The following is a 23,931-nucleotide window of genomic DNA, read 5'->3' on the forward strand; positions in this document are numbered from 1 at the left end:
CAATAGGGTACAGTGTAATCAGAAAGTTACTCTTTTATTATGCAGGAGTCATCTTTTCAATAAATTTACGCAATGCTCCTGAATGGAAAGTATCTTTTCGAACGATAAAAGTAGTGGGTACTTTTGAAAATCTCTCGGGTAAAGGAGTTAGTGCTAAAGAATGCCCATGCTCTCGTATAATTGATTTTATCATGATAGCGATGCCCATACCGGATTTTACGCATGCTAATATAGCTTCTATCGTTCCAAATTCTAATACTCGTTTTGGGTAAATTCCTTCTTCATGAAGCCAGCTTTCTAATAGGTTGCGGTAATAACAACCTTGACTAAAGGCCAACAAGTTCATCTCTCCTAAATCGTTGAAAGAGAAGAGGGGTTGCTTACTGATGAGTACTAATTCTTCTTCTTGAAATAAGATTGAATTGAGGTCATTGTGTTGAACATTACCAGCGATACATGCACCTTCAAGTTTTCGTTCTAAAACAAGCTGAATTAATTTTTCTGTAGAATGTGTTTCTAAAATGAATTCAACTTCAGGATACGCCTCGTAATACGATGTCAGAATAGAGGGAAGACGGACTGCAGTTGTAGATTCCGTAGACCCAATTTTTAATGTTCCTTTTGGGATGGATCCGTTGTCTTGGACAGCTTTCATAGCTTGTTCCGTTAAATGGATAATTTGTTTCGCATAAGTTAATAAAATTTCACCATTTGAAGTTAAGGAAACACCCTTTCCATTTCGGTAAAATAAGGGTACTCCTAGTTCACTCTCTAATTGTTTAATGCGCATTGTTACATTGGATTGCACATAATTTAAATTTTGAGCTGCATGTGAGATACTACCTTCCTTAGCTACTTCATAAAAAACGGTTAAATCTTTTATATCCAGTTCAATCCCCTCCTAAAGATATCAATTATTTTGATGTCTTTTATCATTAATGCTCATTTTACATGATAACTGAACATTCTTACAATTAAAATGTGTGGGGGGGATGAAATTGTTAAATCAAGAAAAGGCAATGAAGTGTGGTAGTTCGTATAAATGGATCGTGCTTATGCTAGCAACAGCAGTGCAAGCAAGTGCAACGCTAATAACATATGGGATAGGACCTTTAGCGTTTTTTTGGAAGGAAATATATTATCTTACTGATATGCAAATGGGAATGTTGTTAACAGCTGTGAATATCGGTCCGCTTTTTTGCATGATTTTTGTGGGGAGATTACTTGATCAATATAATGAAAGGTTATTAATCGGAGTGAGTTCTATATTGCTCGGTGGATCTCTTTTAATTATTCAAGTAATAGAAGGATTTACTGGATTGTTATTTGTTTTAACGATAGTTGGAGTGTTTTATAGTACTGCACAACCAGGAGGGAGCAAAGTGATTTTAAAATGGTTCCCGAAAGAAAAGAGAGGGCTAGCTATGGGGATTAGACAAGCTGGTATTCCGATCGGTGGTGCAGTTGCAGGGGCTATCATTCCAACTCTTACTGTGAAATTTAGTCTGTCATTCACGATATATATTCTTTCAAGTATTTGTATTGTAGGAGGCGTATTGTTTTTAGTTTTTTATAAGGAGCCTCTTTCTCATTATAAATCTACAATAAATAATAAGAGGATTTCTATTTGGAAACAGTTAAAGAGGGTAATAAGTAATAAGGAATTATATTCAGTTTTGTTTACAGGGGTTTGTATGATTTCATTACAAATGGTACTGATTGGTCACTTCATAAACTTTTTAATTATTGCTAAATCTATAACGCCCGTGTTGGCTGGAAAGGTATTTGCGGTTACTTTATTTGTGGGAATGATGGGGCGAATTGTTTTAGCTGTAGTGAGTGATTCTTTTTATAAAGGAAACCGCCGGAGACCGCTATTCATTTCTGTCATAGCGACATTTATATGTATAATCATTTTGATATTGAATATACACAATCTTTCAGTATGGAATTTATTTTTAATAAGCGGGTTGTTAGGTTTCTTTGGAATTGGATGGTTTAGTCTTTTTATGGTTGAGATTGCTGAAACATCAAGGAAGGACGCTGTAGGAATTACAGTTAGCTTCGCGCTTACACTTAATCAGATTGCAATTGTTTTCGCACCACCTATTTTTGGATTTGTTGTAGAGATAAAAGGATATACGTGGGCATGGATAGCAATCGCGATATTGTTGTTTATTTCAGCGGTAAGTTTATTGAAAAGTTCGCAGAAGGTAGTATATGAATGACATTTATTAAAAAATATGCTGCATAATCGATTCTGGAAGGAATGGTATGACGACATAGGGATAGAAAATCTTGGCGGAAGAGGAGTACTTATAAATAGTGAGATAAATGAGTTTTATATTTTGGGTTATTTCTTTTTTCGCTCATTTCCTCTTTTGAAATTTCCTGTTATTTTGGCCATAATAAGTTGTCGTTCTTTTTCATTATTTGCAAGCTGTATTTTATTTAGAAAAGCACGCGCTTCTTTTTCTTTTAAAATCATAATCTGTTTTCCGTAATACTCAATAAAAACCATGTTGTTTTTATTTTTTCGATAACTGAACATTTCGAGATCTAGTCGATTTCGTTTATCGGTATTTCCCATTAGAGTTCCTCCTTTCTCTCGTTATCATGTGGTAGTGTGCTACCAGTGATGGAATCTTTATTTTATATGCGAATCGTAACAAATGTTACCTCGAATGTGCAAAACGGAATGAATGATGCATTTAATCAGGAGTTTCGAAAGATGGTGACAGATTTATTAGAAGAAAAATGAATTTGAAAAGCCTCTAACATGAGAGGCTTTTTTGTTATAGTGATGAAAATTCTTCAACGAGTTGATTAAAACGATCTAATGCACTTTCAATTGGCGTAGGTGTTGTTAAATCTACACCAGTTTTCTTTAAAAGGTTGAGTGGGTAATCAGAACTTCCGCCTTTTAAGAATTCAATATAATTTTGCTGTGCGATAGGATCGCCGCTTAATAGTTGTTCGGCAATTTGAATAGCAGCAGCGAAACCAGTCGCGTATTTGTAAACGTAGAATGGTCGGTAAAAATGAGGAATTCTCGCCCAACCATATTTTACTTCCTCATCAAATATAAGGGTATCACCGTTATATTCTCTAAATAATTTTTCATAAACATCGCTAAAAGATTGTGCGTTTAGTGGTTTTCCTTGCTCTGCCATTTCGTGTGTAATTTTTTCAAATTCAGCAAACATAACTTGTGTAAAGAACGTTCCTTTAAATTGTTCAATAAAATGATTGATTAAATGTTTGCGTACGTCTATATCTTTCGCTTCTTTTAATAGGTGGTGAATGAGGAGTACTTCATTTACCGTAGAAGCGACTTCTGCTACAAAGATGGTATAGTGGGCAGAGATTCTTGGTTGAAACTTATGTGAATAATATGTATGCATACCGTGCCCACATTCATGAGCTAATGTAAAGAGACTATTTAAATCATCGTGATGATTTAACAAAATAAAAGAATGGACGCCATATACGCCAAAATTATAGGCGCCAGAACGTTTGCCAGGTAATTCTCTCACATCTATATATCGTTTATTTTTAAATTCTTGAAGGACTTGAATATAATCTTTACCTAATGGAGCTAAGGCACTTAGCATGATTTCATACGCTTTATCATATGGAATATCTTGTTTCACACCTGTTACTAAATCAACGCTTAAATCATATTGTCTTACTTCATTTAGTTGTAACTTTTCTTTTCGAAGGTGGTTGTATGAATGTAGAGATCCAATGTTCTTTTTTGTTGTATCAATTAGAGTATGATAGACTTCTTTCGGCACCATATCACCAAATAGAGATTTTTCTAAAGCAGAAGGATAATTTCTAATCTTTGAAATGGTAACATTGTTTTTAATCGCTGATGCTAAAGTTGAAGCGATAGAATTTTTTAGTTGAACATACGGTTGATAGTATGCTTTGTAAGCTTCTTTCCTCTTATTTCTATTTTCATCTTTTATTAATTTTGCGTACATGCCACGCGTTAACTTTATTTTATTTCCATCATCGGTTGTCACTTCTCCAAATGTTATATCTGCATTATTGAGCATTCCATATGTTTGTTGAGGAGAGGAGAGCGCCTCGCCCATTTGAGATAAGATTTCTTCTTTATCTTTGTTTAAAACATGTTTCTTGTACCTATATAATTCAAACAAGTCTTCTTTATAATATTGTAAGCCTTCTTGTTCCTCGATATAGGCATGCAATGTTTTCTCGTCAATACTAAGTAAAAATGGAGAAAAGAAGGAACGAGCAGCACTTATTTTTACATGTAATTGCGATGCTTGATCTACAAGAGACTGAGCTTCTGTATCGCGTGTATCAAGGTCTGCTTGCAGTCTTGCATAGGCATAAACGAGGCTGAACAAACTGGATAATTCTTCACTTTTTGTAAGATAAGTAAGTAAACTTTGACCATCATGGATATTTCCATTGAATTCTTTTAAGTCCTCTGTTAAAATTTCGATTTTTTCATAGTCGTTTTTCCAGTCTTCAATTGTTTTATAAATATCCGTTACATCCCACTTTTCGTCATCGGATACATCCATTCTATTTTTAAATTCTGTCATATTCATTTCCTTTCTAAATATATATTTTGCATATTCTATATAACTATGAAATACAACAAATTGCAAAAAATCCCTGCTGTACGATAGAAAAATAGAGAGTGTAAGTGTAGTTATATCATAAGTAATTATTTGTTAAAGGATTGTGCATGTATGTATAGGCTGAAAATATATTTAAGTAAGGAGGTGGAAGTGTGTTGATTCTAATCCCATTTATTGTGTTAGGGTTACCGCTTGCAATTATCGTGTTTATTTTGTTAGCGATTATAAAATGGAAACAAGAGGGGGAGGAAGATGTGTTTAGACAATTATATGTACATTTAGTACTATTTGCGACCATGATGTTATCGATTGGAGGAGGAATCGGCATATTTATGGGACTATCAGATTATATTAGTCCACCTTCCTACTACGAATCTTATGATTCATTTCAAAAGATGAAATTAGCAGAAGCGAAAGATTTACAACAAACGATAAGTGAAGAGCAAATTCGTGCAGAGTATGATCGGAATGTAGAAGATAGAAAAGAAACAGTCAAACAGGAAGCAAAAAATACAATGATTAAAAGCTTAGGTTTTATTGTTATTCCGCTACCTATTTTTCTATATTTTAACAATGGTAGAATTCGAGATAAAAAATCAACGTGAATGGCAGGAAGTAAAAAGTCTTACCACCATTGGTAAGACTTTTTTACCGTGTCAATTATAATTGTATACCGAATGTCGAATGTAATAGATTTGAATATTGTTCTTTCGTAATCTCTTCTTTATTCTGTTTTCCTTGCTTTGTTACTGTGAAACTATCTTTTGTTAAAGTAGCGTGACCGTCAGAAGTTAGCTTTACGATAAGAGGTACCTTATTAAAAGGAGAGTCTTCATGTTCTACAATTGTTTTTTGTGCTTTATTTAATTTTCTTTCGTCAACTGCTTCTAGATAAAATGCGTAACCTAATGTCCAGTCTTCAGATGAATCTTGATTTAGAAATGCATTACTTTTTTTCATTTCTAACACATAGTTTCCTTTTGTAGTTGTTTCTTTTCGAATACGATAGTCCCCTGTAACAGAATGAACAATATCACCAGTAAAAGGAACGGGTGAAAGAGGAAGATTTGAACCAAAACCGACTTCAATTAAATAAAGTTCAGCATTATGTTTTAAAACAGTTGCTACATGCCCTGAATCAACAGCCCAAGTACCGGAAGCAGCATGATAAACCGTTCCTGATACTAAGTGAACATCAAAACCACAATCTTTCAGGAAGTAATACATCGTTGGATTTAATTCGTAACAAAGACCACCACGGTTATGAACTAAAATTTTTTCTTGGAGGTTTTCTCTTGATATCTCTTTCACTGTACCTTGAATAATATCCAAATTCTCAAATGGAATTGCTTGTGCCGTTGCATGTAGAATTTTACTCAAATCTTCAAATGAAGTAGACTCTTTTTCTTCTATATTTAATCTAGAGAAAAATTGTTTTTGGAAATCTGTCATATGGATCGCCCCTTATTTATTTGCTTATCTATGTAATCATTGTACCGAAATAACGCAAGAAAACATCCGCGATATGTTGAATAGAAAATCCACATATATACTTACGACTAAAGTGTGATAATCATGACACCTTTACTTCTTTTATAACATATAGTATGATGATTTCAATAAATTAGATTTCAATGAACATAATTATAAATTAATGAGAGGTGCTTTTTGTGAGTGCGGTAGGTTCTAAATAGGAAAAAATTGAATGAAATAAATCTAATGAGAACAGGGGATTTTTGTACAATTCATACCCCTAATTTTGTCATGGATTTATTTCAAATACCTATGAAGATACCTACAATACTTTATAAAGCGTGTAATGATGATGGGATAGCCATGTGTTTTTTGAGATGGTTTTATTTCCTTATATGTTGCACAGGCCTTGTAAATGTAAAAAGCTGCGGTGTCTCCGCAGCTTTTTTGTGTTTATTTTTATCATATGAAAACTTAATTATTTATATCTCATTGAAATCTAATGGGTAGGTATCTTCATTTTTGATGTGAGTAAATCATGGTGAGGAGAATAAAAATTGAATAAAATGACTTTTGAAAAGTTGCAATATAACGAGTTGAAGGAAATTGTTAAATCGTATTGTGTGAGTGGATTAGGAAAACAATTGTTAAATAAATTGGAGCCTAGCTCAAGTATGAAAGTAGTGAAAAATCGTTTGAATGAAACGACGGAAGCGCGGGCTATATTAGATGCAGAAGGGCATGTGCCTTTTTTCGGTATTTCTAATATCGATAGTACAATTCAAAAATTGGAAAAGGGAATGATTTTAGATCCGGCCGAGTTAGTTAGCGTATCAGATTTTTTACGCGGTTGCCGAAAGGTTAAAACGTTTATGCTGGATAAAGAATTTTTTGCACCAGTATTGGCATCGTATGCGAATTCCATGTCTGAATTCAAAAGTGTGGAAGAAGAGATTAACTTTTCAATTAAAGGAAACAGCGTGGATTCTGCCGCAAGCAAAGAATTAAAACGAATCCGAAATAGCATTGAATCAGTAGAAGGGAAAATTAAAGAACGTTTAAATAAATTTTTAAATAGTAGTACAAATAAAAAGTATATTCAAGAGTTCTTTATTAGTAGAAAAGACGATCGATATACGATCCCGGTGAAAGCTTCCTATAAAAATCAAGTTGCGGGAACAATTGTTGAAGTTTCTTCTAAAGGTTCTACCGTTTTTATAGAACCAAATACAGTGACAAAATTAAATGTAGAATTAGCAAGTTTAAAAGCTGAAGAAGCGATGGAAGAATATCAAATATTAGCCACTTTATCAGGAATGATCTTAGAGGACATTTATAACATTAAGATTAATATGGAATTGATTAGTCAATATGATATGGTGTTTGCGAAAGCGAAATTTAGTAAACATATTGGCGGGGTTGAGCCGAAATTAAATGATCATGGGTATATAAAATTAGTGGATTGTAAGCATCCGCTTTTATCAGGTGAAGTTGTACCACTTCATTTTGAAATTGGGCAAGGTTACCGAAGTTTAATTATTACAGGCCCTAATGCTGGTGGGAAAACGATTGTTTTGAAAACTATTGGATTATTAACATTAGCGACAATGTCTGGGTTCCATATTGCAGCAGATAAGAAAACGGAGATTGCTGTTTTTGAAAACATCTTTGTAGACATTGGTGATAACCAAAGTATAGAAAATGCACTAAGTACATTTTCATCTCATATGAAAAACCTTTCAGAAATTATGAGAGTATCCAATAATAATACGCTTTTATTATTTGATGAAATAGGAAGTGGTACGGAACCGAATGAAGGAGCTGCACTTGCGATTTCTATTTTAGAAGAGTTTTATCATATGGGGTGTATAACAGTTGCGACTACTCATTATGGTGAAATTAAGCGTTTTTCAGAAATGCATAGTGACTTTATGAATGCAGCAATGCAATTTAATAGTGAAACATTGGAACCAATGTATAAGTTAATGATTGGGAAATCTGGAGAGAGTAACGCCTTATGGATTTCAAGAAAAATGCAAGTGCGAGAAAATGTGCTGCAAAGAGCAAAAGGCTATATGGAAAATAAAGAATATCGTTTAGAGAAACTGAATGAAAGTAGAATAAGAAGGCCTAAGGTTGTGAAAGAGAAAATAGAAGAGAAATATGAATATGAAAAGGGAGACCGTGTAAAATTATTAGACTATGACGATTTTGGAATTGTGTATAGAGAAAAAGACAATTTCCACAATGTTGTTGTGTTTTATAACAGTGAATTCATTGAAGTAAACGTGAAACGAATTTCTTTAGAAGTACAGGCAAAAGAATTATATCCAGAAGGGTATGATTTAGACACATTGTTTGTGGATTATAAAGAACGGAAAATGCAGCATGATATAGAGCGGGGATCGAAAAAAGCGCTTCGTAACATTCAAAAAGAAATAAGAAAGAATAGAGGGTAAGAAGCTATGAATATAAAGATTAGACAAGAAATGGAGAAAGATTATAGCAAGGTAGAAGAAGTTGTACAACAAGCATTTTTACATGAAGAGTTTAGTGATCAGAAAGAGCATGAACTTGTAAATCGTATTAGAAAATGTGATGCGTTTATTCCAGAATTATCATTAGTGGCGGTGGATAAAGAAATAATCGGTCACGTCCTTTTATCTAAAATTAAAATAGTAGATGGTGATCAATCTGTAGATTCGCTAGCACTTGCTCCAGTATCTGTTGCACCAGGGTATCAGAAAAAAGGAATTGGAAGCTTGTTGATTTCAAATGTATTAAGCAAAGCAAAAGAGCTTGGATATCATTCTGTAATTGTATTAGGGCATAAAGATTATTACCCGAAATTTGGCTTTAAACCGGCTAGTCTATGGCATATACGTGCACCATTTGATGTGCCGGATGAAGTGTTTATGGCAATGGAGTTAACGGAGAATGCCCTTCAAAATGTGCAAGGAATTGTGCAGTATTCGGAAGCTTTTTCTGAGTAATACAGAAAGGTAGCTAGAAGACATCTTCTAGCTACCTTTTTGCTTTGTAAATTAAAATGATTAAGGGATTAATAAAATCTTCCCTGTACTTTTTCGGCTTTCTAATAATCGGTGTGCGTCAGCACCATTTTCTAAAGAGAATGTAGTTGGTTTTTGGACATGTAATTTTCCAGCTGTAATCCAATCAAATAGTTGATGTGAACGTGTTTTACGTTCTTCATATGTTGTGAGTACATTCCAAAGGTCTCCGCCAGTTAAAGTTTTCGAAGTGTCCATGAGCATGCGCGGATCAATCGGAGCAGGATCGCCACCGGCCATTCCGTAAAATACGACAGTACCACCGATTTTTGTGGCTTTAAAGCTCTCTTCTAATGTAGAACCTACTGATTCATATACAACATCTACGCCGTGCCCTTTTGTGATTTGTAGTATTTCTTCACGCCATGATTCTGAATATAAAAATACATGGTCTGCTCCAGCTGAATAGGATGCGTCTGCTTTTTCTTTAGATGAAGTAAGACCAATGACGTGTGCACCTTTCATTTTAATGATTTGAATGAGAAGTTGGCCAACGCCTCCAGCTGCAGCATGAACTAAAACGAAATCACCAGCTTTTATTTTGTAGCTGTCTTGTGTTAAGTAATGCGCAGTTAGCCCTTGCAGTAGAACGGAAGATGCTACCTCAAAGGAAATAGCGTCTGGGAGTGGAATTGCTTTTTCTTTTGGAACAGCGACTAATTCCGCATTTGCGAATGGTACATCAGCAAATGCAATGCGGTCACCGGCAGCAATGTCAGTAACTTCCGTACCAACTTGCTCTACAATTCCTGAGCCTTCATAACCTAATATATAAGGTGGTTTACCAACGAGATGATAGTTCCCTCTACGTCTATATATATCAGCAAAATTTAAACCAATTGCTTTTGTACGGACAAGAACTTCATTTGGTTGTATAGTTGGGTTTGAAACTTCTTGATACGTTAGTACATCAGTATTTCCGAACTCTTCGAAACAAAGTGCTTTCATTTGAAACTCCTCCAGTAGTGCACAGATATTGTTTATTATTGTTTCCTATCATACAATACATATATCAATCGTCAAAGAGGATTATTTAGATGGAATCAATCGAAAATATCGATTATTAAGGAGGAGAGGATTTTGGAGATAAAACAATTAATTACATTCAAAACAGTGGCTGAAAACTTGAATTTTACACAGTCTGCAAAAATATTGAACTTTGCTCAATCAAGTGTAACCGCACAAATAAAAGCATTGGAAGCTGAGTTAGGAACAGTATTGTTCGAACGATTAGGAAAACGTATTTTTCTAACGGAAGCAGGACGAAAGTTTCAAGTATATGCAGAAAAAATGATTGCGTTAAGTTACGAAGCGAAAATGGTTGTGAAAGATGAGGAAACGACGTCTGGTACATTAGTGATTGGTGCGCAAGAAAGTCAATGTACATATCGACTTCCTTCCATATTAAAGGAATTTAAGACGAAATTTCCGCAAATAAAACTAATATTCAAACCTGCTCATTCAAATGAAGCAGTAAAAGAGCAACTGCTGGAGGGGAAACTGGATTTAGCCTTTATTTTAGACGAATGTAAAGTAGAAGACGCTTTACATGTAGAGTCGTTAGTTCAAGAAGAACTAAAAATAGTAGCGTTCCCTAATCATCCTTTACTAGAAAAGCCTATCATCTCTACAAAGGAGCTAGAAAATGAAACACTTCTCTTAACAGAACTTGGCTGCTCTTATCGCACTATATTTGAGGAACTATTTCGTGCAGAAGATGTATATCCTGCAAATAAAATTGAGTTTGTTAGTGTAGAAGCAATTAAACAATGTGTCATTGCAGGCTTAGGTATAGCGATTTTACCGGCGATGGTAGTGGAGAAAGATATAGAAGAAGGTACAATGGAAGAATTGATTTTGGAGAATCCGATTGCTCCTATCGTTACACAAATCGCTTGGCATAAAGATAAATGGATTACGGTACCACTACAACAATTTATAGATGTTACGAGAGTGGTCATTAGGAACGATTATTAAAATGTAGTTTTAGAAAAAGTATTTCTATAGATGTAAGTATATAAAGTGAAACTTTAATCAGTGAGACTCTTCAATTTGGAGAGTTTTTTTGAATTGTATAAGAGGAAATTGAAAGTTTTGTTGATTGAATAATGAGAAAATTATATGATAAATACAAAGCTATGAAGAGGAGATGTGCCAATGTTATCGCTCATTGTAAATATTTCATTACCAGTAAGGGGTATGGAGCGAGGGGATAGATAGGCCTGATACATTACGGAACTATCCCCATAATGAAAAGGGGGATTTTAGAAATGAATAATCTTTTTTTAGGTGAAAATATTAAATTATCAGCAATTAGAATAGAAGATGTGGAACAAATGGCTATTTGGCAAGAAGATAGTGAGTATTTAAGAAATGTAGATACGGATATGGCAATTCCACAATCTTTACATGAATTAAAAGAAGATGAATTTTTAAAAGGAAGAAAATCAAATAGTATTTCTTTCATGCTAAGAACGATGCAAGATGATACTTTAATCGGCTTTGTAGCGCTTCATAGCATAGAGTGGAATAATAGAGCTGGACTATTGGCAATTGGTATAGGGGATAAGCAATATAGAGGTAAAGGATATGGTACAGAAGGATTACGCCTTATTTTGAAATATGCGTTCTATGAATTAAATTTACATCGTGTAGGTCTCGATGTGATTTCCTACAATAAAGCTGCTATTGAAGCGTATAAAAAGGTTGGTTTTCAAGAAGAAGGGTGTATGAGAGAAGCAGTTCAGCGAGATGGGAAGAGCTTTGATCGTATCATAATGGGGATATTGCGAAACGAATGGATAACAGCGTAAAGATAATTTGAATAAGGTTAATATAGAATTTATGCATATGACCAAAAAAGGACAAACTCTCCAAGGTGAGAAGTTTGTCCAAAAACAGATATATCTTATCCATGATTTCTTTTGTTTACCAACATAAAATTCAACTCCGCTAGGAATCTTTCGTTCTTTTTTCATATCCCACTATTTTTGCACCAGAACCAACAATAGTGAATTAGAATAATGACTTAATACTTGCTAGGACAGTGAGTACACCTACAATAATGACAAATACATTGCTCATTTTCCCTTTGTATTTAGCTAGTACTGGTACTTTACGAATCGCATACATTGGTAATAGACATAAGATAGCAGCAACTAACGGACCGCTAAGGGCATCAATGATTCCAAGAATACTTGGATTTGTATAAGCAACATACCAGCATGTTAATACGACAAAAGTAAGGATCATTGTCTTAACTGTTTTTTCTTCTATATCTTTTCCGCGTGTTTTACCGAACTTGATAATCATGTCACGCATTACCTCATATGCCCCTATATAATGGCCAAGGAACGACTTTGTTATGGCTACAAAAGCAATGATAGGAGCTGCGATAGTGATTATTGGCGAATTAAGCTCATTAGCAAGATATGATAGGATTGACAAGTTCTGTTCTTTTGCCATCATAAGATCATTTGGAGTCAAACTCAGTGCACTGCTCCAAACAAAGAACATAACAACAACGAATGTCATGATATAACAAACTTTTTGGATTTGAGCACATTTGGCATCAGTAGCCTCTATTCCATAGGTAGCCCTCTGTTTCATAACAAATGACGAAATAAGAGGAGAATGATTAAATGAGAATACTATGATTGGTAGTATCATCCATATTGTTCCGAAATATCCTGTTCCTGTTGAAGCAGAAGAAACACTTGAAAAACTAAGCATTGACGTATTCCACTGTGGAATCAAAGATATTGCTATAAAAAGTAGAGAAGCTATGAAAGGATATACTAGCATGCTCATTATTTTTACAGTGATATCTTGACCAAAATTTAGTATAGCGATAAGACCGAGTACTAATACAAGTGATAAAATGGCCCTTGGAGGCTCTTTCATGTGCAATTGATTCACGATAAAACTACTCGCAGTATTTGTAAGTGCAACCGAATACATCAGTACGATTGTATAAATTGAGCTGAAATATACTATGTTAAAAATTATACTTGCCTTATTTCCGAAATACTCTCTTATTGTGCCCGTAATTCCCTCATCAGCAGAATTAGAAGCGTATATCATTTTAGCAAGCGCCCTATGTGAGTAATACATAACAGGATATGCAAGTAGGGTAATTAACAGTAATGATAATAAACCACCTGAACCTGCATTAATAGGTAAAAAGAGTACTCCTGCTCCAATTGCTGTCCCAAAAAGGCTCAATGCCCATGTAGTATCCTGTTTATGCCACTTTTTAGGATCTGGATATTGCTCATTTTTTAATGCGGTATTTTCAGCTTGAAATTCTATTTTTTTTGCAGTATTCCCATTCATATAATAATTCCTCCTTTAAAATTCATCCCCATCTACTCCTTTATTTTTTTAGGAAAATAAAAAGCACTTGATTAAAAATATCAAGTGCTTGCCCAGGCGCGCGGCTCATAATCCATATGCTCCCTCATGGTAATCCATGTTGCGCCAGTTACATATGGGAATTCATTTCTTCATTTAATATACAATATTATTTCGAAATAAACAATATTTTTTATGAATTTAAAATACCTAGAAAATAATATCATCCTTTAAACGTTGTAAACTCTCTTGTTCCAATATAAAAAAACGATCACTTAGGGTTTAAACTAATAATGAATATGTAGATTTATGGAAATGAAGTTAAATTAAGTTTATTTTATAATGAAGGATGTTTGTTTGATGTTAATATGGTAGTCCGTAGAGCGAGTCTAAGTAGTAATAAATTTGGTGGGTATAATTTTATTACATATGGTTGGGATTTTCTTCTTATTACTGTATTGGAATTGCTCTTTTATTTTGGGGGAGTACAAAGTGGACGTTATACAGAATACATGAGAGAAGCTGAAAGAGTGAATGGGGTATTAGTACAAGAAGAAAAAACGAATATATTATTTAAAAATAAAGTTGTTTAATAGAGATTTTGGTAATTAGAGAAGTCAGTAACATTATCGTGGAATGTAAGATTTGAATTTTCATAAATAATTAACTGTAGGGAAGTGAATTTTTTGTTTAGGAGATACTTTAAAATATTAGCTTGATGGGCATGTGGTGCTGCCATATATATTAATTAAGAGTAAAAACTATGTTATAAGTAGATTCAATAATATGTATATAATTTGCAGGAAAAAGAATAACGACTGACGAAATTTTACAGTATATGGATTGAAATAAGGAGCTATGTTAGATGAACTTAGAAAAATCAAAACCAGTAAATGAAGAAGTCGCGGAGTTAAAAGAACTTATAAAGGAATTGCATGGTAATGTACATCAACTACAAAGTGAAGTGCAACAGCTTAGACATGAAAGACCGGTTGTTGAAGTTAGGAAAGGGATTCAATTATCGCCGACAATGGTTGGACAAATTGGCGGTATCATTTTAGGGGCACTTGCAATTATCGGGATATTTTGGTGAGCAAAAAGGTTTGCAGCATATTGCTGCAAACCTTTTTACATTAAATAACGTAAATATATATAAGCATGTGATAATAATAATGCAATGATTGTTAAAGGTAATCCGATTTTTAAGAAATCAAGATATGAGAATCCATGTCCTTCGCGGTTAGCAATCCCAGCAACAACTACGTTTGCGGATGCTCCGATTAGTGTTCCATTTCCACCTAAGCAAGCGCCAAGTGATAATGCCCACCATAGTACTTCAATTTGAGGAGAATCAACAGCGAGTCCAAGTCCTGATGCTAAATCTTGAATGAGCGGAATCATCGTTGCGACAAATGGAATATTATCAATAGTAGCTGACGCAGCGCCTGATACCCAAAGGATAAGTATTGCTGCAAAGCCAATATCGCCATTTGTTATATCGATTACTTCTTTTGCAAGTGATGAAATAAGGCCGATATCAATTAATCCGCCAACAAGGACAAAAAGACCGGCAAAGAAGAAAATTGTTACCCATTCTACATGAGCAAACACATCTTCTAATTCATGCTGTTTCACCCCAATTAACATGAGAAGTGTCGCACCAGTCATTGCGATAACTGCTGCATCTACATGAATCATTGAATGAAGAACAAACCCGAGAATTGTCAAACCTAAAATGGAAAGTGATTTTAGAAGCAAGCTCCGGTCACGAATATAGTCTTTTTCATTTAGTGCCATAAGTGTGGCGATTTGTTCAGATGTTGTTTTTAATTTTTTTCGATACATCAGATAAATAATGCCCAATGTAACAATAGAAATAATGAGTACAATTGGTGCCAAATTGAGTAAAAAGGCATTAAAATCTAAATGTTTATTAGCAGATCCAATCATAATATTTGGCGGATCACCAATTAGCGTTGCGGTACCACCAATATTTGAAAATAATACTTCTGCAATCAAATAAGGAACAGGTTGTACCTTTAAAATTCGTGTAATAGATAGTGTAACAGGAACAATTAGTAAAACGGTTGTTACGTTATCTAAAAATGCAGAACCGACTGCGGTTAATAGGGATAGAAATAATAAAATTCGAATCGGTTTTCCTCCGGCTGCCTTGGCTGCTTTGATCGCTACATATTCGAATACACCAGATTGACTCGTAATATGTACGAGAATCATCATTCCAATTAAAAGGGTGATCGTTTCCCATTGGATATGTGATGTAAAGGCAGTATGTAAGTCTACAACGCCGAAAATAATCATCATGGCAGCACCGAACAGTGCAATTACTGCACGGTTCAATTTCTCAGAAATAATAAATCCGTATGTCACTAAAAATACGGCGATTGCAAAATAATATTGCCAATTTGCTACTTCATGTGCTGAATGTTCCAACATGTCACCTTCTTTAAAATATGTATGAAATTGTCGAAATGTATCCCTCTGCATAATCATTATTGTAGCAAATTCAAAACGAGAAAGAAAATAATTTGCAAAAGTGAAAAAAGATAAACAAATTTCACATACTATATAAAAATAAAAAATGAAATGCAAATTATTATGCAAAGTGAGATTTGTACTCTAATATAGAGATAGCAATTTACATTATTTTTGCGTAAAATGGTTTAAAGAGGTGAAATCCGATGGAAATAGTAAAAGATAGCGCTGTTATTCAACATGAAATCGAACGTTTTGTAAATAAAGATGTGTATATTCATTTAGAAACGACAAACGGAGCATATGCTTCACATTTTAATGAAAAAATGATGACAGTCGGAGCATTCATTCGAAATGCAATTATTCGTTTTGAGCGCGGGAAAATAACAGGAACAAATCCATACCGAGTTGGTTTGAAAATGGATCATGGCTGGGTATATGCAGAAGGTATTACACATTGGGAAGTAGACGAGCAAGATCGTCTATTACTAGCAGGTCACGATAATAAAGGGCGTTTAGCAGTTGCACTTGAGTTAAGCTTAACACCATTTAAATAAGAAGGAGGGAAACGTATGGAGAGACATGTACTTGTTGTATTTCCGCATCCAGACGATGAATCGTTTGCAGCAGGAGGAACAATTAGCTTATTAAGAAAGCAAGGAGTACCTGTGACATATGCGTGCGGAACACTTGGGCAAATGGGTCGTAATATGGGTAAGAATGTGTTTGCGAACCGTGAAACAATTCCAAATGTCCGTGAAAAGGAATTAAAAGATGCATGTGAAGCGATGGGAATTGAAGATTTAAGAATGCTTGGTTTCCATGATAAAACGTTAGAATTTGAAGATATAGATTTTGTAGCAGACAAAATCGAAACAGTAATTCGCGATGTACAGCCTTCACGAATTATTACATTCTATCCAGAACACGGTGTTCATCCGGATCATGATGCGTTTGGTCGTGCTGTGGTGCGCGCTGTATCACGTATGCCAAAAGAAACGCGCCCGGTCATTCATGGAGTTGCGATTACAAAAAATCGTGAACAAGTATTAGGAGAGCCCGATGTTGTAAATAATATTAGTGAAGCGTTTGATCAAAAATTAGAAGCTTTACGTGCGCATCGTTCACAAACAGAAGCGATGCTCGAAGAAACGGAAGTAAAACTGCAAAACAAAGATGCTGCAACATTAAAATGGTTGCAAATTGAACAATTTTGGACTTATAAATGGGAGTAGGTTAGAAGAGATTCTTCTAGTCTTCCATACATACAAAAGCGATGTCACATTGTGGCGTCGTTTTTTCTGTTAGATAGGAACTTTCTGGGGGTGGTTATACCATGGTTCTATATCTCATGTTGAATCGGACGAATTGTAATGAAATTAGAACAAGACCGTGAAGAAACGGTCCTGTTCCTTGTTTTCTTTAATCAACTATTACAACAGAGACTTAAATAAATCATTTTGCTGTAACATCTTTAACTGCATCGGAAATACGGTCAACCGCTGCCTTTCCAGCATCTTCAACAACGTCAATTGCATTTTGTACTGCATCGCTTGCTGCTTCAATCCCACGTTTTGTTTTGTTACGCCCTTGGTCAATGGCAGATTGATTTTGAATTTGCTCAGTCATTCGTTACTCCTCCTTAAATTGTTCTTCGACCTTAGTATAAGAAAATGTTATTTTGTTATTCATACATTAGGAAATATTATAGGACGGGTACAGTATCCATCTATTTGTTTACTTACTATTGATAATTATACTTATGTAAAAAAATAGTGTAGATTTAGTTGTTTTTTTGTTTATGGATGTTTTAACCTTTTATTTGCAATGTTTTGAATGTATGTTTTTGTTATGTGTTTTGAGGATATTAGGGGATTTAGCGGGAAGTCAATGTTTAAGGGGAAATGAATGTAAACAAATATTGAAAAGTTTACTTTCGCTTTTTTATTAGATATATATAATTTAATATACACATTAATAAGATTAAGAATAGTATAATATTGTTAAAAGGAGATGGTTTTATGTTGAAAATAGAACAAAACAAAGTAAGATTAATTTCAGGAATTAGCTTATTAATATTGGTTTTGACTAATTCTTTTATAAAAAGTGATTTTTGGGTTATTTGTATACATGTAATTTTAATTTTGGTTAACTTAGTTTTATTTATTATTTCTAGAGATATAACAAAAACTAAGTTACTTAGAAAAATGAATAAGTTAGATGAAATAAAATAATTTTTTGTTATTTTTAAGGATAAAAGATGATAAATGTGAAATCATCTTTTATTTTTTTTGATGAAAATTGAAAGTAAACTTCTATTTAAAAGTTTACATTGAAAAATGGACAATAAAAAACAGTAGTGTATAAAATCACTACTGTTTTTTATTGTTTCTTGCAAGTGAATTATTTAAATTCCTGTCTATATAATTTAAACGAATAAATAGCTCCAACGAAAAAGACAATGGCTTCAAATAATATGAAAAATTGACGGAAATACATATCTTTACCAACTAAAGAAATAAATGCGCCATTCATTATAAGTTGAGTAAAAAACATACAAGAAACAATTTTAAGGTAAATAGCATTTGTTCTTTCATCTGGTTGACCAAATTTTTTTCCGATAATAAAAAGTACAATTACTGAACCCACCCATAGAAGGGGTGTAAAACCTACAACGATATTGAAATTATCTGTGCTTTCTGACATCCAGTTGTTTAATAGATCAATCATTATTATCTTCCTTTCCTACATAAGAGAATATTTCATTTATATCAACCTCAAAATAATTTGCTATTCGATATGCTAACACTAGTGAAGGAGAGTAATTATTCTTTTCCATAACAAATATCGTTTGTTTAGAAACCCCAACAGCATCAGCTAAATCTTTTTGTGACATTCTTTTTAATACCCTATATTCATAGACTTTATTTGTTATAGAGTCTCCATGTTTTTCCTTCATAGGTAACACCTTCCTTTCTTAAGCCTTATATTAAACCTATTTTATAAAAAAGTAAAGTTTAATTATACAAAAGATAAAAATTTTTATATAAATTAAAAGAAATACTATATATTTATTGAAAGTAAACTTCTATCTAAAAGTTTACTTTCATTTTATTCTTGAAAATATTTTTTTGAAGGTACGAGATATATTTTAACTAAAAAACTGAAAATTAAAATATTTAAATGTATAATAAAGTACAGAAGATGTTGAAGAAATAAATAGAGAAGAGGGAATATTGTATGACTAGTTTAAAAAATGTTCTTGAGCTTGATTTTGCATATCTTGAAACCTTTACTAGCCGAATAGAGAAATCATGGGGTTCTATATTTTGTAATGAAAGTAACCCAGATTATTATGATGCAAATCATGCACATGTAAGTGCAGTAAGTTTAAATCCACAAATGATAGTAGATGAAGTAGTCCATTTCTATAAGACTAAAAATATAGTGCCTAGATTTTACATATACAACTTAGATATGCAAGAACAACTGATTTCTGAATTACAAATAAAGAATTTTAGATTTGAAGAATTAATAAGTCCAGTCCAATTATGGAATAAGAAATTAACTAAAAAAGATATAAATGAAAAAGTTACTATTGAAAAGGTATCTGAATTAAATTTTGAAGAAGCTTTAGATATTGAATGTAGTATAAAAGAGTTAGGAGGAGAAGTTAGAAAAAAAGCTTTTCAAGATGAATTCGAACATCCAGCATTTACTCACTATCTACTTAGATACAACGGAGTAGCATGTTCCATCGCTTGTATTTTTGAACATGAAAAACAAGCTCGAATGGAAAGCGTAGCTACAATTGAAAAGTTTAGAGGTAAAGGGTTAATAGGTGAACTTATTCACTTTATTCAAAGTGAAGTAATGAATAGAGGACTAGATAATCTTTGGGTAATCCCAATCAACGAAACAGTAGAAAAAGTGTATGAAAAGTATGGATTTGAAACAGTAGAAAAAATTAAAACTGGACATGCGTTTTTAGAAGGAAAAAGTATTAAAGAAATTCATGAGGGATAGAAAAAGCAATTTATTTTGTTAAAAAAATATTTAGTTAACAAGTGTATTGAAAGTAAACTAATAATAAAAAATTTACATTAAGAAATTATGATAACAGTCTAATTATTTAAGTTTAACTTAAGATGGATTTTATAGGTATTTTCAGTTTGTATATTATAATTATGATATTAAGTTATATTTATAGAGTTATTACAAAATGAACTATTATTCAAAAGTTTATTTTTGTTTTTATAAAAATTTAAAAGCACTTTTGATAGTTTCATAAGTGCTTTTAAAGATAGTGTTCACTTCTTTTACTAATCGAGTATGTTTATCAATTTTTTAGAATAAATAATTTTTAATTGGAATATTATGTTAAGGTGAAGGTGGACGTCGACGAAGCAGTTTTTAGGGTATTGATGGTGAGAGTAATGGGGGAAATGATTATCTTTGTGAAAGTCTTATGATTCATTAAACCTAAAACAGTTTAAATAAGGGGTGTTTATTTATAGTTATAAATAAAAATGAGAGTTTAATTGGAAGCGCTCTGTTTAATTACTTGAACTATTTCTGGGTGTTGCTTAATATATGCACCCTTGAATTGTTCGAGATAGATATCGTCACTCGAATGGAAGTGAGCGATGTCCTTGAAATAGTAAGGGCGTCATAAAATATAGAAGATGAATTTCAACAAATCCAAACAGCATACCAGGACAGAGTAGATGATATTGAAGGTTATGTAAAAGCATTAAAGAAAATTGAAGAAGAACGTATTGAACCTTATAAAGAGCATTACGAAAGATTGAGTAAAATCGGGGAGATTACGACTATTGAACAAAACGCTATTTGAATAAAAGCTAGTGGACTAGTTTTAAACACTCACTGAAATTAAGAATCATAATATACTTTGTAATAACTTATATGGAAGTGAGTTGAATAATAATGTTTTATTCATATTTTGATACTCGAGTTAGAATGCGTCCGTATGGTATGGCGGGTATTACGTATAGTGGAGCACAAAGTACAATTCAAGCTGTTCAACAAGCGTTGCAAATGCAACAAATGCAACAAGGTATACAACCGTACTATTCATATACAGAGTATTATTACCCGATGCATCATATTACGCCATATGAAATTTCTTTTTTAACAATTCCGTATGGAACTGTATACAATTTATAAAAATATACGGAGTAATAAATTTAAGTATTTAAATAAGGGCGCAAGTACAGAGTGCCCTTATAAGAAATGATTCGTGTCTGATGAATTAATATTCAATATATAATTTTAAATGTGTAATAAAGATTGATATAAAAATTTCATTTTGTAGAAAGGGGGAATGGATATGGATGAATTTGAAGCTTTATTTGCAAAAGTGGCTCAAGTCTAAGGTGATCAAGATTTAATGTGTAGTTGCATAGAGTGTTATTGGAATATGTATTTTCCTAATCGTTCTAATTCAAAGGAATGCGTATCAGAAAGCTTAGCGGACTTCAAAATGACACCTAATTCAACTAAATGTAAAGGATATTGGAGCTATGAAGAAGCTTGTGGACATCCGAAAAGATAAAAGAGCAGCTAGCAAAAGCTAACTGCTCGGCTCCAATGGGGGGGCGGAGAAAGATTATATCCACATTATTGACGGAATATTGAGTTTTATTCAGGGGATTATGTTATATGATTAATTAAAAAATCTTTTATTAGCAGTAAAACTCCGAGGAGAGATAAGACTTCAATCGAAAACCAAAACATATCTTTTTGAGGCTTTTTAAACTCCATTATTATGGAGGAAAATAAAAATAAGGCAATGACTATCGCAATACAGAGACGGATTACATCAGGCATTTATGGCACTCCTAATAATTAATTATTTTTATTATATAGGTATTTCCAATGGTACGGAATTTTAAAATTATTTTATGGAAATTCAAACAAAATACCCCTTTTATACATAATCTTAAAAATAAGTTGTTTTGAGAGGGGTGATTTATATTGATATAATTATTGAAGTGAAAAACAACCGCAAGTTTACATAATGTATATTTACTTTTACTGATGTCGATCGAACCATGTAATTTAACGCTTGCAGGGGTTGGGAGAGTAAGGTAAAATGAAGGTGCTGTGTAAGAGAAAAGACCTCGCATAGAGGATTAAAGAGATTTTATAATTTTATCTTGTATTAAAAATGCATTCTAAAAAGAAGCCCAAAGCAGGCTTCTTTTTTATAGTTAAAATTGAAAGTGACATGGTTAAAAAGAGTACAGAAAATACCCAAAGTCATGTCATTTTTCTAAAATAATCTTTTTCGAAATTACTACAACAAAAGAAGATGGTATAATAGTAATTAATCAAATACATAGTCCTACTGGAAGAACCAGCGGACATCGAACTATAAAGAGCAGTAATGATATTGCTCTGTAGTTTGGTGTCCGCTTTTTTATATTTCATTAATATAATAGACAAGGAGTGTTTATATATGAATCAATTGACTTTCTTACCAAAGATAGATCGTAAAGCAACACAAGTTCGATTAGAAGAAGTTCTTGAAAACGTTCGTATTTATAGACAGTTCGGGATGATTAGAAATGAAATGAGGGCTATAGCTTCGGGTGAGGTGAGATATCACGGTCCAACAAGTATAGTAGGAAAGCCAGCTGAAGGTGTTGTTCTAGCAAATGTTACAATGAATGAGAGAGAAGCGAAATTACAATGTATATCCTTTCAAATTGATAAGGCGTTAAGTCGCTTTAGCAATAATCAAAGGGACATTATTATAAAACGATTTTTGGAAGATGAAGGTTAATAAATGATGCTAAAAACAAACTTACTGAGAATCAAAGTAGAAACTATTAAGAAAATACAAGGGATTAGACAGTACTTGCGCATACCAACATCTCATAAAAGAACAATTAAACCTACTGATTTAGTCCATGCTTTAACTGATAAGAAAGATAAAACAAACAAATGATTCGATTATTTACTATAAGATAGCGAATCCGCTACTTTTTATTTTGTATATAAAAAAGGAACGGCTAAAGGCTCCCTAGTTCAATTCTGAAGTTGTGTAGTTTTTCTTGATGTTATCTTTTATGTTGATAGTAAAGGATATAAGGAATACAACAGCTAGGACACCATTTATCCAATAATATGTATTTCCTGTTTTAAAATATAATAGGGGCGCTGAAAATTATGAAAGAAAATAAATTGCGTAATGTATAAATATCATAATTAAGCACATGTTATAGAAAAATATAACGGGGGTTTAATTGTGAATATTCAGATATATAGTAACGATAATAATGAAGCTTTAATTTCCGCTGCTGCAAGTACAATCGAGCAGATGAAATATGAAATTGCTCGTGAATTAGGAGTTACACTTGGTCCAGAAACATCTGCACGTGCCAATGGTTCCGTAGGTGGGGAAATTACGAAGCGTCTTGTTCGAATGGGTGAAGAACAATTAATGGGACGGTATAGATTACATTAAAATGATACATAAGTAATTAAAAAGCATCCTTTTCTAAGAAAAAGATACTTTTTCTTTATTTTTACATAAAACTCTAAAATTTAACATCTTAATTGAAAATCGACTGCTCAGATTTCATTGTATGGAACATCAAGTGTATGAATAATGCCATTGGTATCTAAATAAATAAGATTCACTTATGAAAAAAATGAGCGGTTTGGTGTGCTGTTTCATTTGGTGGTTTGATTAACAATTAAACTTATATAATCATTAGCTTAATGGGTATGTGGTGAGACCACTATATCCATCAAGCTAAAATTTTATAGTACCCCCAGAACGAAATTTTGTACTAACTTGTAACCAAAAAGCTCATTTATTCGTTTTGGGGTATTTAATTTCGTTAGGTTGATGGCGATGTGGTGGGGCCCCACATCCATCAACTTAA

Annotated in this window: 26 protein-coding genes, 2 pseudogenes and 1 riboswitch; of the genes and pseudogenes, 17 read left to right on the plus strand and 11 right to left on the minus strand. The window is 33.0% G+C overall.

All coding sequences use genetic code 11. The features are described 5' to 3' along the window. Positions 1 to 37: 37 nt before the first annotated feature. Positions 38 to 889: a LysR family transcriptional regulator gene (locus CN373_RS24585; protein WP_098360356.1), complete on the minus strand. Its 852-nt coding sequence runs from the start codon at positions 887 to 889 to the stop codon at positions 38 to 40. 109 nt (positions 890 to 998) lie between these two features. Here CN373_RS24585 and CN373_RS24590 point away from each other — a divergent pair, with 109 nt between their 5' ends. Further along, positions 999 to 2,228, plus strand: coding sequence for an MFS transporter (locus CN373_RS24590; protein ID WP_000934023.1), 1,230 nt, complete (start codon positions 999 to 1,001; stop codon positions 2,226 to 2,228). A 125-nt stretch (positions 2,229 to 2,353) separates the two neighbouring features. On the opposite strand, the gene CN373_RS24595 is transcribed toward CN373_RS24590, so the two are convergent. After that, a complete protein-coding gene (locus CN373_RS24595; RefSeq protein WP_000528471.1) occupies positions 2,354 to 2,590 on the minus strand; it encodes a hypothetical protein in 237 nt (78 codons plus the stop codon). Positions 2,591 to 2,638: 48 nt separating this feature from the next. Between CN373_RS24595 and CN373_RS26095 the strand changes: the two genes are divergently transcribed. Then, complete coding sequence (locus CN373_RS26095; protein ID WP_002057211.1) at positions 2,639 to 2,761, plus strand: hypothetical protein; 123 nt, start codon at positions 2,639 to 2,641, stop codon at positions 2,759 to 2,761. A 34-nt stretch (positions 2,762 to 2,795) separates the two neighbouring features. Here CN373_RS26095 and pepF read toward each other — a convergent pair whose 3' ends face one another. Continuing rightward, a complete protein-coding gene (gene pepF, locus CN373_RS24600; RefSeq protein WP_098360366.1) occupies positions 2,796 to 4,583 on the minus strand; it encodes an oligoendopeptidase F in 1,788 nt (595 codons plus the stop codon). Positions 4,584 to 4,774: 191 nt separating this feature from the next. Here pepF and CN373_RS24605 point away from each other — a divergent pair, with 191 nt between their 5' ends. Continuing rightward, complete coding sequence (locus tag CN373_RS24605) at positions 4,775 to 5,227, plus strand: hypothetical protein (RefSeq protein ID WP_098360357.1); 453 nt, start codon at positions 4,775 to 4,777, stop codon at positions 5,225 to 5,227. Positions 5,228 to 5,282: 55 nt separating this feature from the next. Here CN373_RS24605 and CN373_RS24610 read toward each other — a convergent pair whose 3' ends face one another. Beyond that, complete coding sequence (locus CN373_RS24610) at positions 5,283 to 6,074, minus strand: arylamine N-acetyltransferase family protein (RefSeq protein ID WP_000129227.1); 792 nt, start codon at positions 6,072 to 6,074, stop codon at positions 5,283 to 5,285. A gap of 578 nt (positions 6,075 to 6,652) precedes the next feature. Between CN373_RS24610 and CN373_RS24615 the strand changes: the two genes are divergently transcribed. Both CN373_RS24615 and CN373_RS24620 read left to right on the plus strand, forming a co-directional pair. Then, complete coding sequence (locus CN373_RS24615; protein ID WP_098360358.1) at positions 6,653 to 8,554, plus strand: endonuclease MutS2; 1,902 nt, start codon at positions 6,653 to 6,655, stop codon at positions 8,552 to 8,554. A gap of 6 nt (positions 8,555 to 8,560) precedes the next feature. Next, on the plus strand, positions 8,561 to 9,088 hold the full coding sequence (locus CN373_RS24620) for a GNAT family N-acetyltransferase (protein ID WP_001022079.1): 528 nt from the start codon (positions 8,561 to 8,563) through the stop codon (positions 9,086 to 9,088). A gap of 60 nt (positions 9,089 to 9,148) precedes the next feature. Here the strand turns inward: CN373_RS24620 and CN373_RS24625 are convergent, their stop codons facing one another. Continuing rightward, complete coding sequence (locus CN373_RS24625) at positions 9,149 to 10,114, minus strand: quinone oxidoreductase family protein (protein WP_000645231.1); 966 nt, start codon at positions 10,112 to 10,114, stop codon at positions 9,149 to 9,151. 132 nt (positions 10,115 to 10,246) lie between these two features. Here CN373_RS24625 and CN373_RS24630 point away from each other — a divergent pair, with 132 nt between their 5' ends. From CN373_RS24630 to CN373_RS25985, 3 genes and pseudogenes are all read left to right on the plus strand, one after another. Continuing rightward, positions 10,247 to 11,143, plus strand: coding sequence for a LysR family transcriptional regulator (locus tag CN373_RS24630; RefSeq protein WP_098360359.1), 897 nt, complete (start codon positions 10,247 to 10,249; stop codon positions 11,141 to 11,143). Between the two features lie 272 nt (positions 11,144 to 11,415). Next, a complete protein-coding gene (locus CN373_RS24635; RefSeq protein ID WP_111901836.1) occupies positions 11,416 to 11,979 on the plus strand; it encodes a GNAT family N-acetyltransferase in 564 nt (187 codons plus the stop codon). 22 nt (positions 11,980 to 12,001) lie between these two features. Beyond that, a pseudogene (locus CN373_RS25985) lies at positions 12,002 to 12,106 on the plus strand (IS6 family transposase); the annotation flags it as partial. Between the two features lie 75 nt (positions 12,107 to 12,181). On the opposite strand, the gene CN373_RS24640 reads toward CN373_RS25985, so the two are convergent. Next, on the minus strand, positions 12,182 to 13,501 hold the full coding sequence (locus tag CN373_RS24640) for an aromatic amino acid transport family protein (RefSeq protein WP_098360361.1): 1,320 nt from the start codon (positions 13,499 to 13,501) through the stop codon (positions 12,182 to 12,184). 83 nt (positions 13,502 to 13,584) lie between these two features. Further along, positions 13,585 to 13,663, minus strand: a riboswitch (ZMP/ZTP riboswitch). A gap of 224 nt (positions 13,664 to 13,887) precedes the next feature. On the opposite strand from CN373_RS24640, the gene CN373_RS24645 reads away from it, so the two are divergent. Next, positions 13,888 to 14,112 carry a hypothetical protein gene (locus CN373_RS24645; protein WP_098360362.1) on the plus strand — a complete coding sequence of 75 codons (225 nt, stop codon included), beginning with the start codon at positions 13,888 to 13,890 and terminating at the stop codon, positions 14,110 to 14,112. Between the two features lie 272 nt (positions 14,113 to 14,384). Beyond that, on the plus strand, positions 14,385 to 14,612 hold the full coding sequence (locus CN373_RS24650; RefSeq protein ID WP_098360363.1) for a hypothetical protein: 228 nt from the start codon (positions 14,385 to 14,387) through the stop codon (positions 14,610 to 14,612). Positions 14,613 to 14,647: 35 nt separating this feature from the next. Here CN373_RS24650 and CN373_RS24655 read toward each other — a convergent pair whose 3' ends face one another. Beyond that, the gene (locus tag CN373_RS24655) at positions 14,648 to 15,973 is read right to left on the minus strand and encodes an ArsB/NhaD family transporter (protein WP_098360364.1); all 1,326 of its coding nucleotides are present in this window, start codon (positions 15,971 to 15,973) and stop codon (positions 14,648 to 14,650) included. Positions 15,974 to 16,221: 248 nt separating this feature from the next. On the opposite strand from CN373_RS24655, the gene CN373_RS24660 reads away from it, so the two are divergent. Continuing rightward, complete coding sequence (locus CN373_RS24660) at positions 16,222 to 16,572, plus strand: YojF family protein (protein WP_000407035.1); 351 nt, start codon at positions 16,222 to 16,224, stop codon at positions 16,570 to 16,572. A 15-nt stretch (positions 16,573 to 16,587) separates the two neighbouring features. Next, the gene (gene bshB2, locus CN373_RS24665; protein ID WP_000439490.1) at positions 16,588 to 17,250 is read left to right on the plus strand and encodes a bacillithiol biosynthesis deacetylase BshB2; all 663 of its coding nucleotides are present in this window, start codon (positions 16,588 to 16,590) and stop codon (positions 17,248 to 17,250) included. 220 nt (positions 17,251 to 17,470) lie between these two features. On the opposite strand, the gene CN373_RS25685 is transcribed toward bshB2, so the two are convergent. After that, positions 17,471 to 17,644, minus strand: coding sequence for a hypothetical protein (locus CN373_RS25685; protein WP_000139233.1), 174 nt, complete (start codon positions 17,642 to 17,644; stop codon positions 17,471 to 17,473). A 392-nt stretch (positions 17,645 to 18,036) separates the two neighbouring features. Here CN373_RS25685 and CN373_RS24670 point away from each other — a divergent pair, with 392 nt between their 5' ends. Then, complete coding sequence (locus CN373_RS24670; protein ID WP_000912318.1) at positions 18,037 to 18,249, plus strand: hypothetical protein; 213 nt, start codon at positions 18,037 to 18,039, stop codon at positions 18,247 to 18,249. A 169-nt stretch (positions 18,250 to 18,418) separates the two neighbouring features. Here CN373_RS24670 and CN373_RS24675 read toward each other — a convergent pair whose 3' ends face one another. Beyond that, entirely contained in the window at positions 18,419 to 18,745 is a 327-nt protein-coding gene (locus CN373_RS24675) for a 6-aminohexanoate hydrolase (protein ID WP_098360365.1), read from the minus strand. Then, the gene (locus CN373_RS24680; RefSeq protein WP_000659766.1) at positions 18,738 to 18,974 is read right to left on the minus strand and encodes a helix-turn-helix transcriptional regulator; all 237 of its coding nucleotides are present in this window, start codon (positions 18,972 to 18,974) and stop codon (positions 18,738 to 18,740) included. Before CN373_RS24680 ends, CN373_RS24675 begins: the two co-directional genes overlap by 8 nt. Positions 18,975 to 19,255: 281 nt before the next feature. Here CN373_RS24680 and CN373_RS24685 point away from each other — a divergent pair, with 281 nt between their 5' ends. After that, complete coding sequence (locus tag CN373_RS24685; protein WP_000202496.1) at positions 19,256 to 20,041, plus strand: GNAT family N-acetyltransferase; 786 nt, start codon at positions 19,256 to 19,258, stop codon at positions 20,039 to 20,041. A gap of 921 nt (positions 20,042 to 20,962) precedes the next feature. Next, on the plus strand, positions 20,963 to 21,202 hold the full coding sequence (locus tag CN373_RS24690) for a DUF3947 family protein (RefSeq protein WP_000500088.1): 240 nt from the start codon (positions 20,963 to 20,965) through the stop codon (positions 21,200 to 21,202). A 486-nt stretch (positions 21,203 to 21,688) separates the two neighbouring features. Here CN373_RS24690 and CN373_RS25690 read toward each other — a convergent pair whose 3' ends face one another. Continuing rightward, positions 21,689 to 21,865, minus strand: a complete 177-nt coding sequence (locus CN373_RS25690; protein ID WP_001113522.1) for a hypothetical protein — start codon at positions 21,863 to 21,865, stop codon at positions 21,689 to 21,691. 631 nt (positions 21,866 to 22,496) lie between these two features. On the opposite strand from CN373_RS25690, the pseudogene CN373_RS24700 reads away from it, so the two are divergent. Then, positions 22,497 to 22,817, plus strand: a pseudogene (locus CN373_RS24700) (transcriptional regulator); the annotation flags it as partial. 471 nt (positions 22,818 to 23,288) lie between these two features. Beyond that, on the plus strand, positions 23,289 to 23,507 hold the full coding sequence (locus CN373_RS24705; protein WP_001025519.1) for an alpha/beta-type small acid-soluble spore protein: 219 nt from the start codon (positions 23,289 to 23,291) through the stop codon (positions 23,505 to 23,507). Positions 23,508 to 23,931: the final 424 nt, after the last annotated feature.

Source organism: Bacillus cereus (assembly GCF_002561295.1).
In the GTDB taxonomy this organism is placed as follows: Bacteria; Bacillota; Bacilli; order Bacillales; family Bacillaceae_G; genus Bacillus_A; species Bacillus_A cereus_S.

Coding starts and splice junctions, on each gene's coding strand:
- CN373_RS24595 (WP_000528471.1), bottom strand. CDS start 2,590: ATGGGAAATACCGATAAACGAAATCGACTAGATCTCGAAATGTTCAGT.
- CN373_RS26095 (WP_002057211.1), top strand. CDS start 2,639: ATGGAATCTTTATTTTATATGCGAATCGTAACAAATGTTACCTCGAAT.
- pepF (WP_098360366.1), bottom strand. CDS start 4,583: ATGACAGAATTTAAAAATAGAATGGATGTATCCGATGACGAAAAGTGG.
- CN373_RS24610 (WP_000129227.1), bottom strand. CDS start 6,074: ATGACAGATTTCCAAAAACAATTTTTCTCTAGATTAAATATAGAAGAA.
- CN373_RS24620 (WP_001022079.1), top strand. CDS start 8,561: ATGAATATAAAGATTAGACAAGAAATGGAGAAAGATTATAGCAAGGTA.
- CN373_RS24625 (WP_000645231.1), bottom strand. CDS start 10,114: ATGAAAGCACTTTGTTTCGAAGAGTTCGGAAATACTGATGTACTAACG.
- CN373_RS24635 (WP_111901836.1), top strand. CDS start 11,416: ATGAAAAGGGGGATTTTAGAAATGAATAATCTTTTTTTAGGTGAAAAT.
- CN373_RS24640 (WP_098360361.1), bottom strand. CDS start 13,501: ATGAATGGGAATACTGCAAAAAAAATAGAATTTCAAGCTGAAAATACC.
- CN373_RS24645 (WP_098360362.1), top strand. CDS start 13,888: ATGGTAGTCCGTAGAGCGAGTCTAAGTAGTAATAAATTTGGTGGGTAT.
- CN373_RS24650 (WP_098360363.1), top strand. CDS start 14,385: ATGAACTTAGAAAAATCAAAACCAGTAAATGAAGAAGTCGCGGAGTTA.
- CN373_RS24660 (WP_000407035.1), top strand. CDS start 16,222: ATGGAAATAGTAAAAGATAGCGCTGTTATTCAACATGAAATCGAACGT.
- bshB2 (WP_000439490.1), top strand. CDS start 16,588: ATGGAGAGACATGTACTTGTTGTATTTCCGCATCCAGACGATGAATCG.
- CN373_RS25685 (WP_000139233.1), bottom strand. CDS start 17,644: ATGACTGAGCAAATTCAAAATCAATCTGCCATTGACCAAGGGCGTAAC.
- CN373_RS24670 (WP_000912318.1), top strand. CDS start 18,037: ATGTTGAAAATAGAACAAAACAAAGTAAGATTAATTTCAGGAATTAGC.
- CN373_RS24675 (WP_098360365.1), bottom strand. CDS start 18,745: ATGATTGATCTATTAAACAACTGGATGTCAGAAAGCACAGATAATTTC.
- CN373_RS24680 (WP_000659766.1), bottom strand. CDS start 18,974: ATGAAGGAAAAACATGGAGACTCTATAACAAATAAAGTCTATGAATAT.
- CN373_RS24685 (WP_000202496.1), top strand. CDS start 19,256: ATGACTAGTTTAAAAAATGTTCTTGAGCTTGATTTTGCATATCTTGAA.
- CN373_RS24690 (WP_000500088.1), top strand. CDS start 20,963: ATGTTTTATTCATATTTTGATACTCGAGTTAGAATGCGTCCGTATGGT.
- CN373_RS25690 (WP_001113522.1), bottom strand. CDS start 21,865: ATGCCTGATGTAATCCGTCTCTGTATTGCGATAGTCATTGCCTTATTT.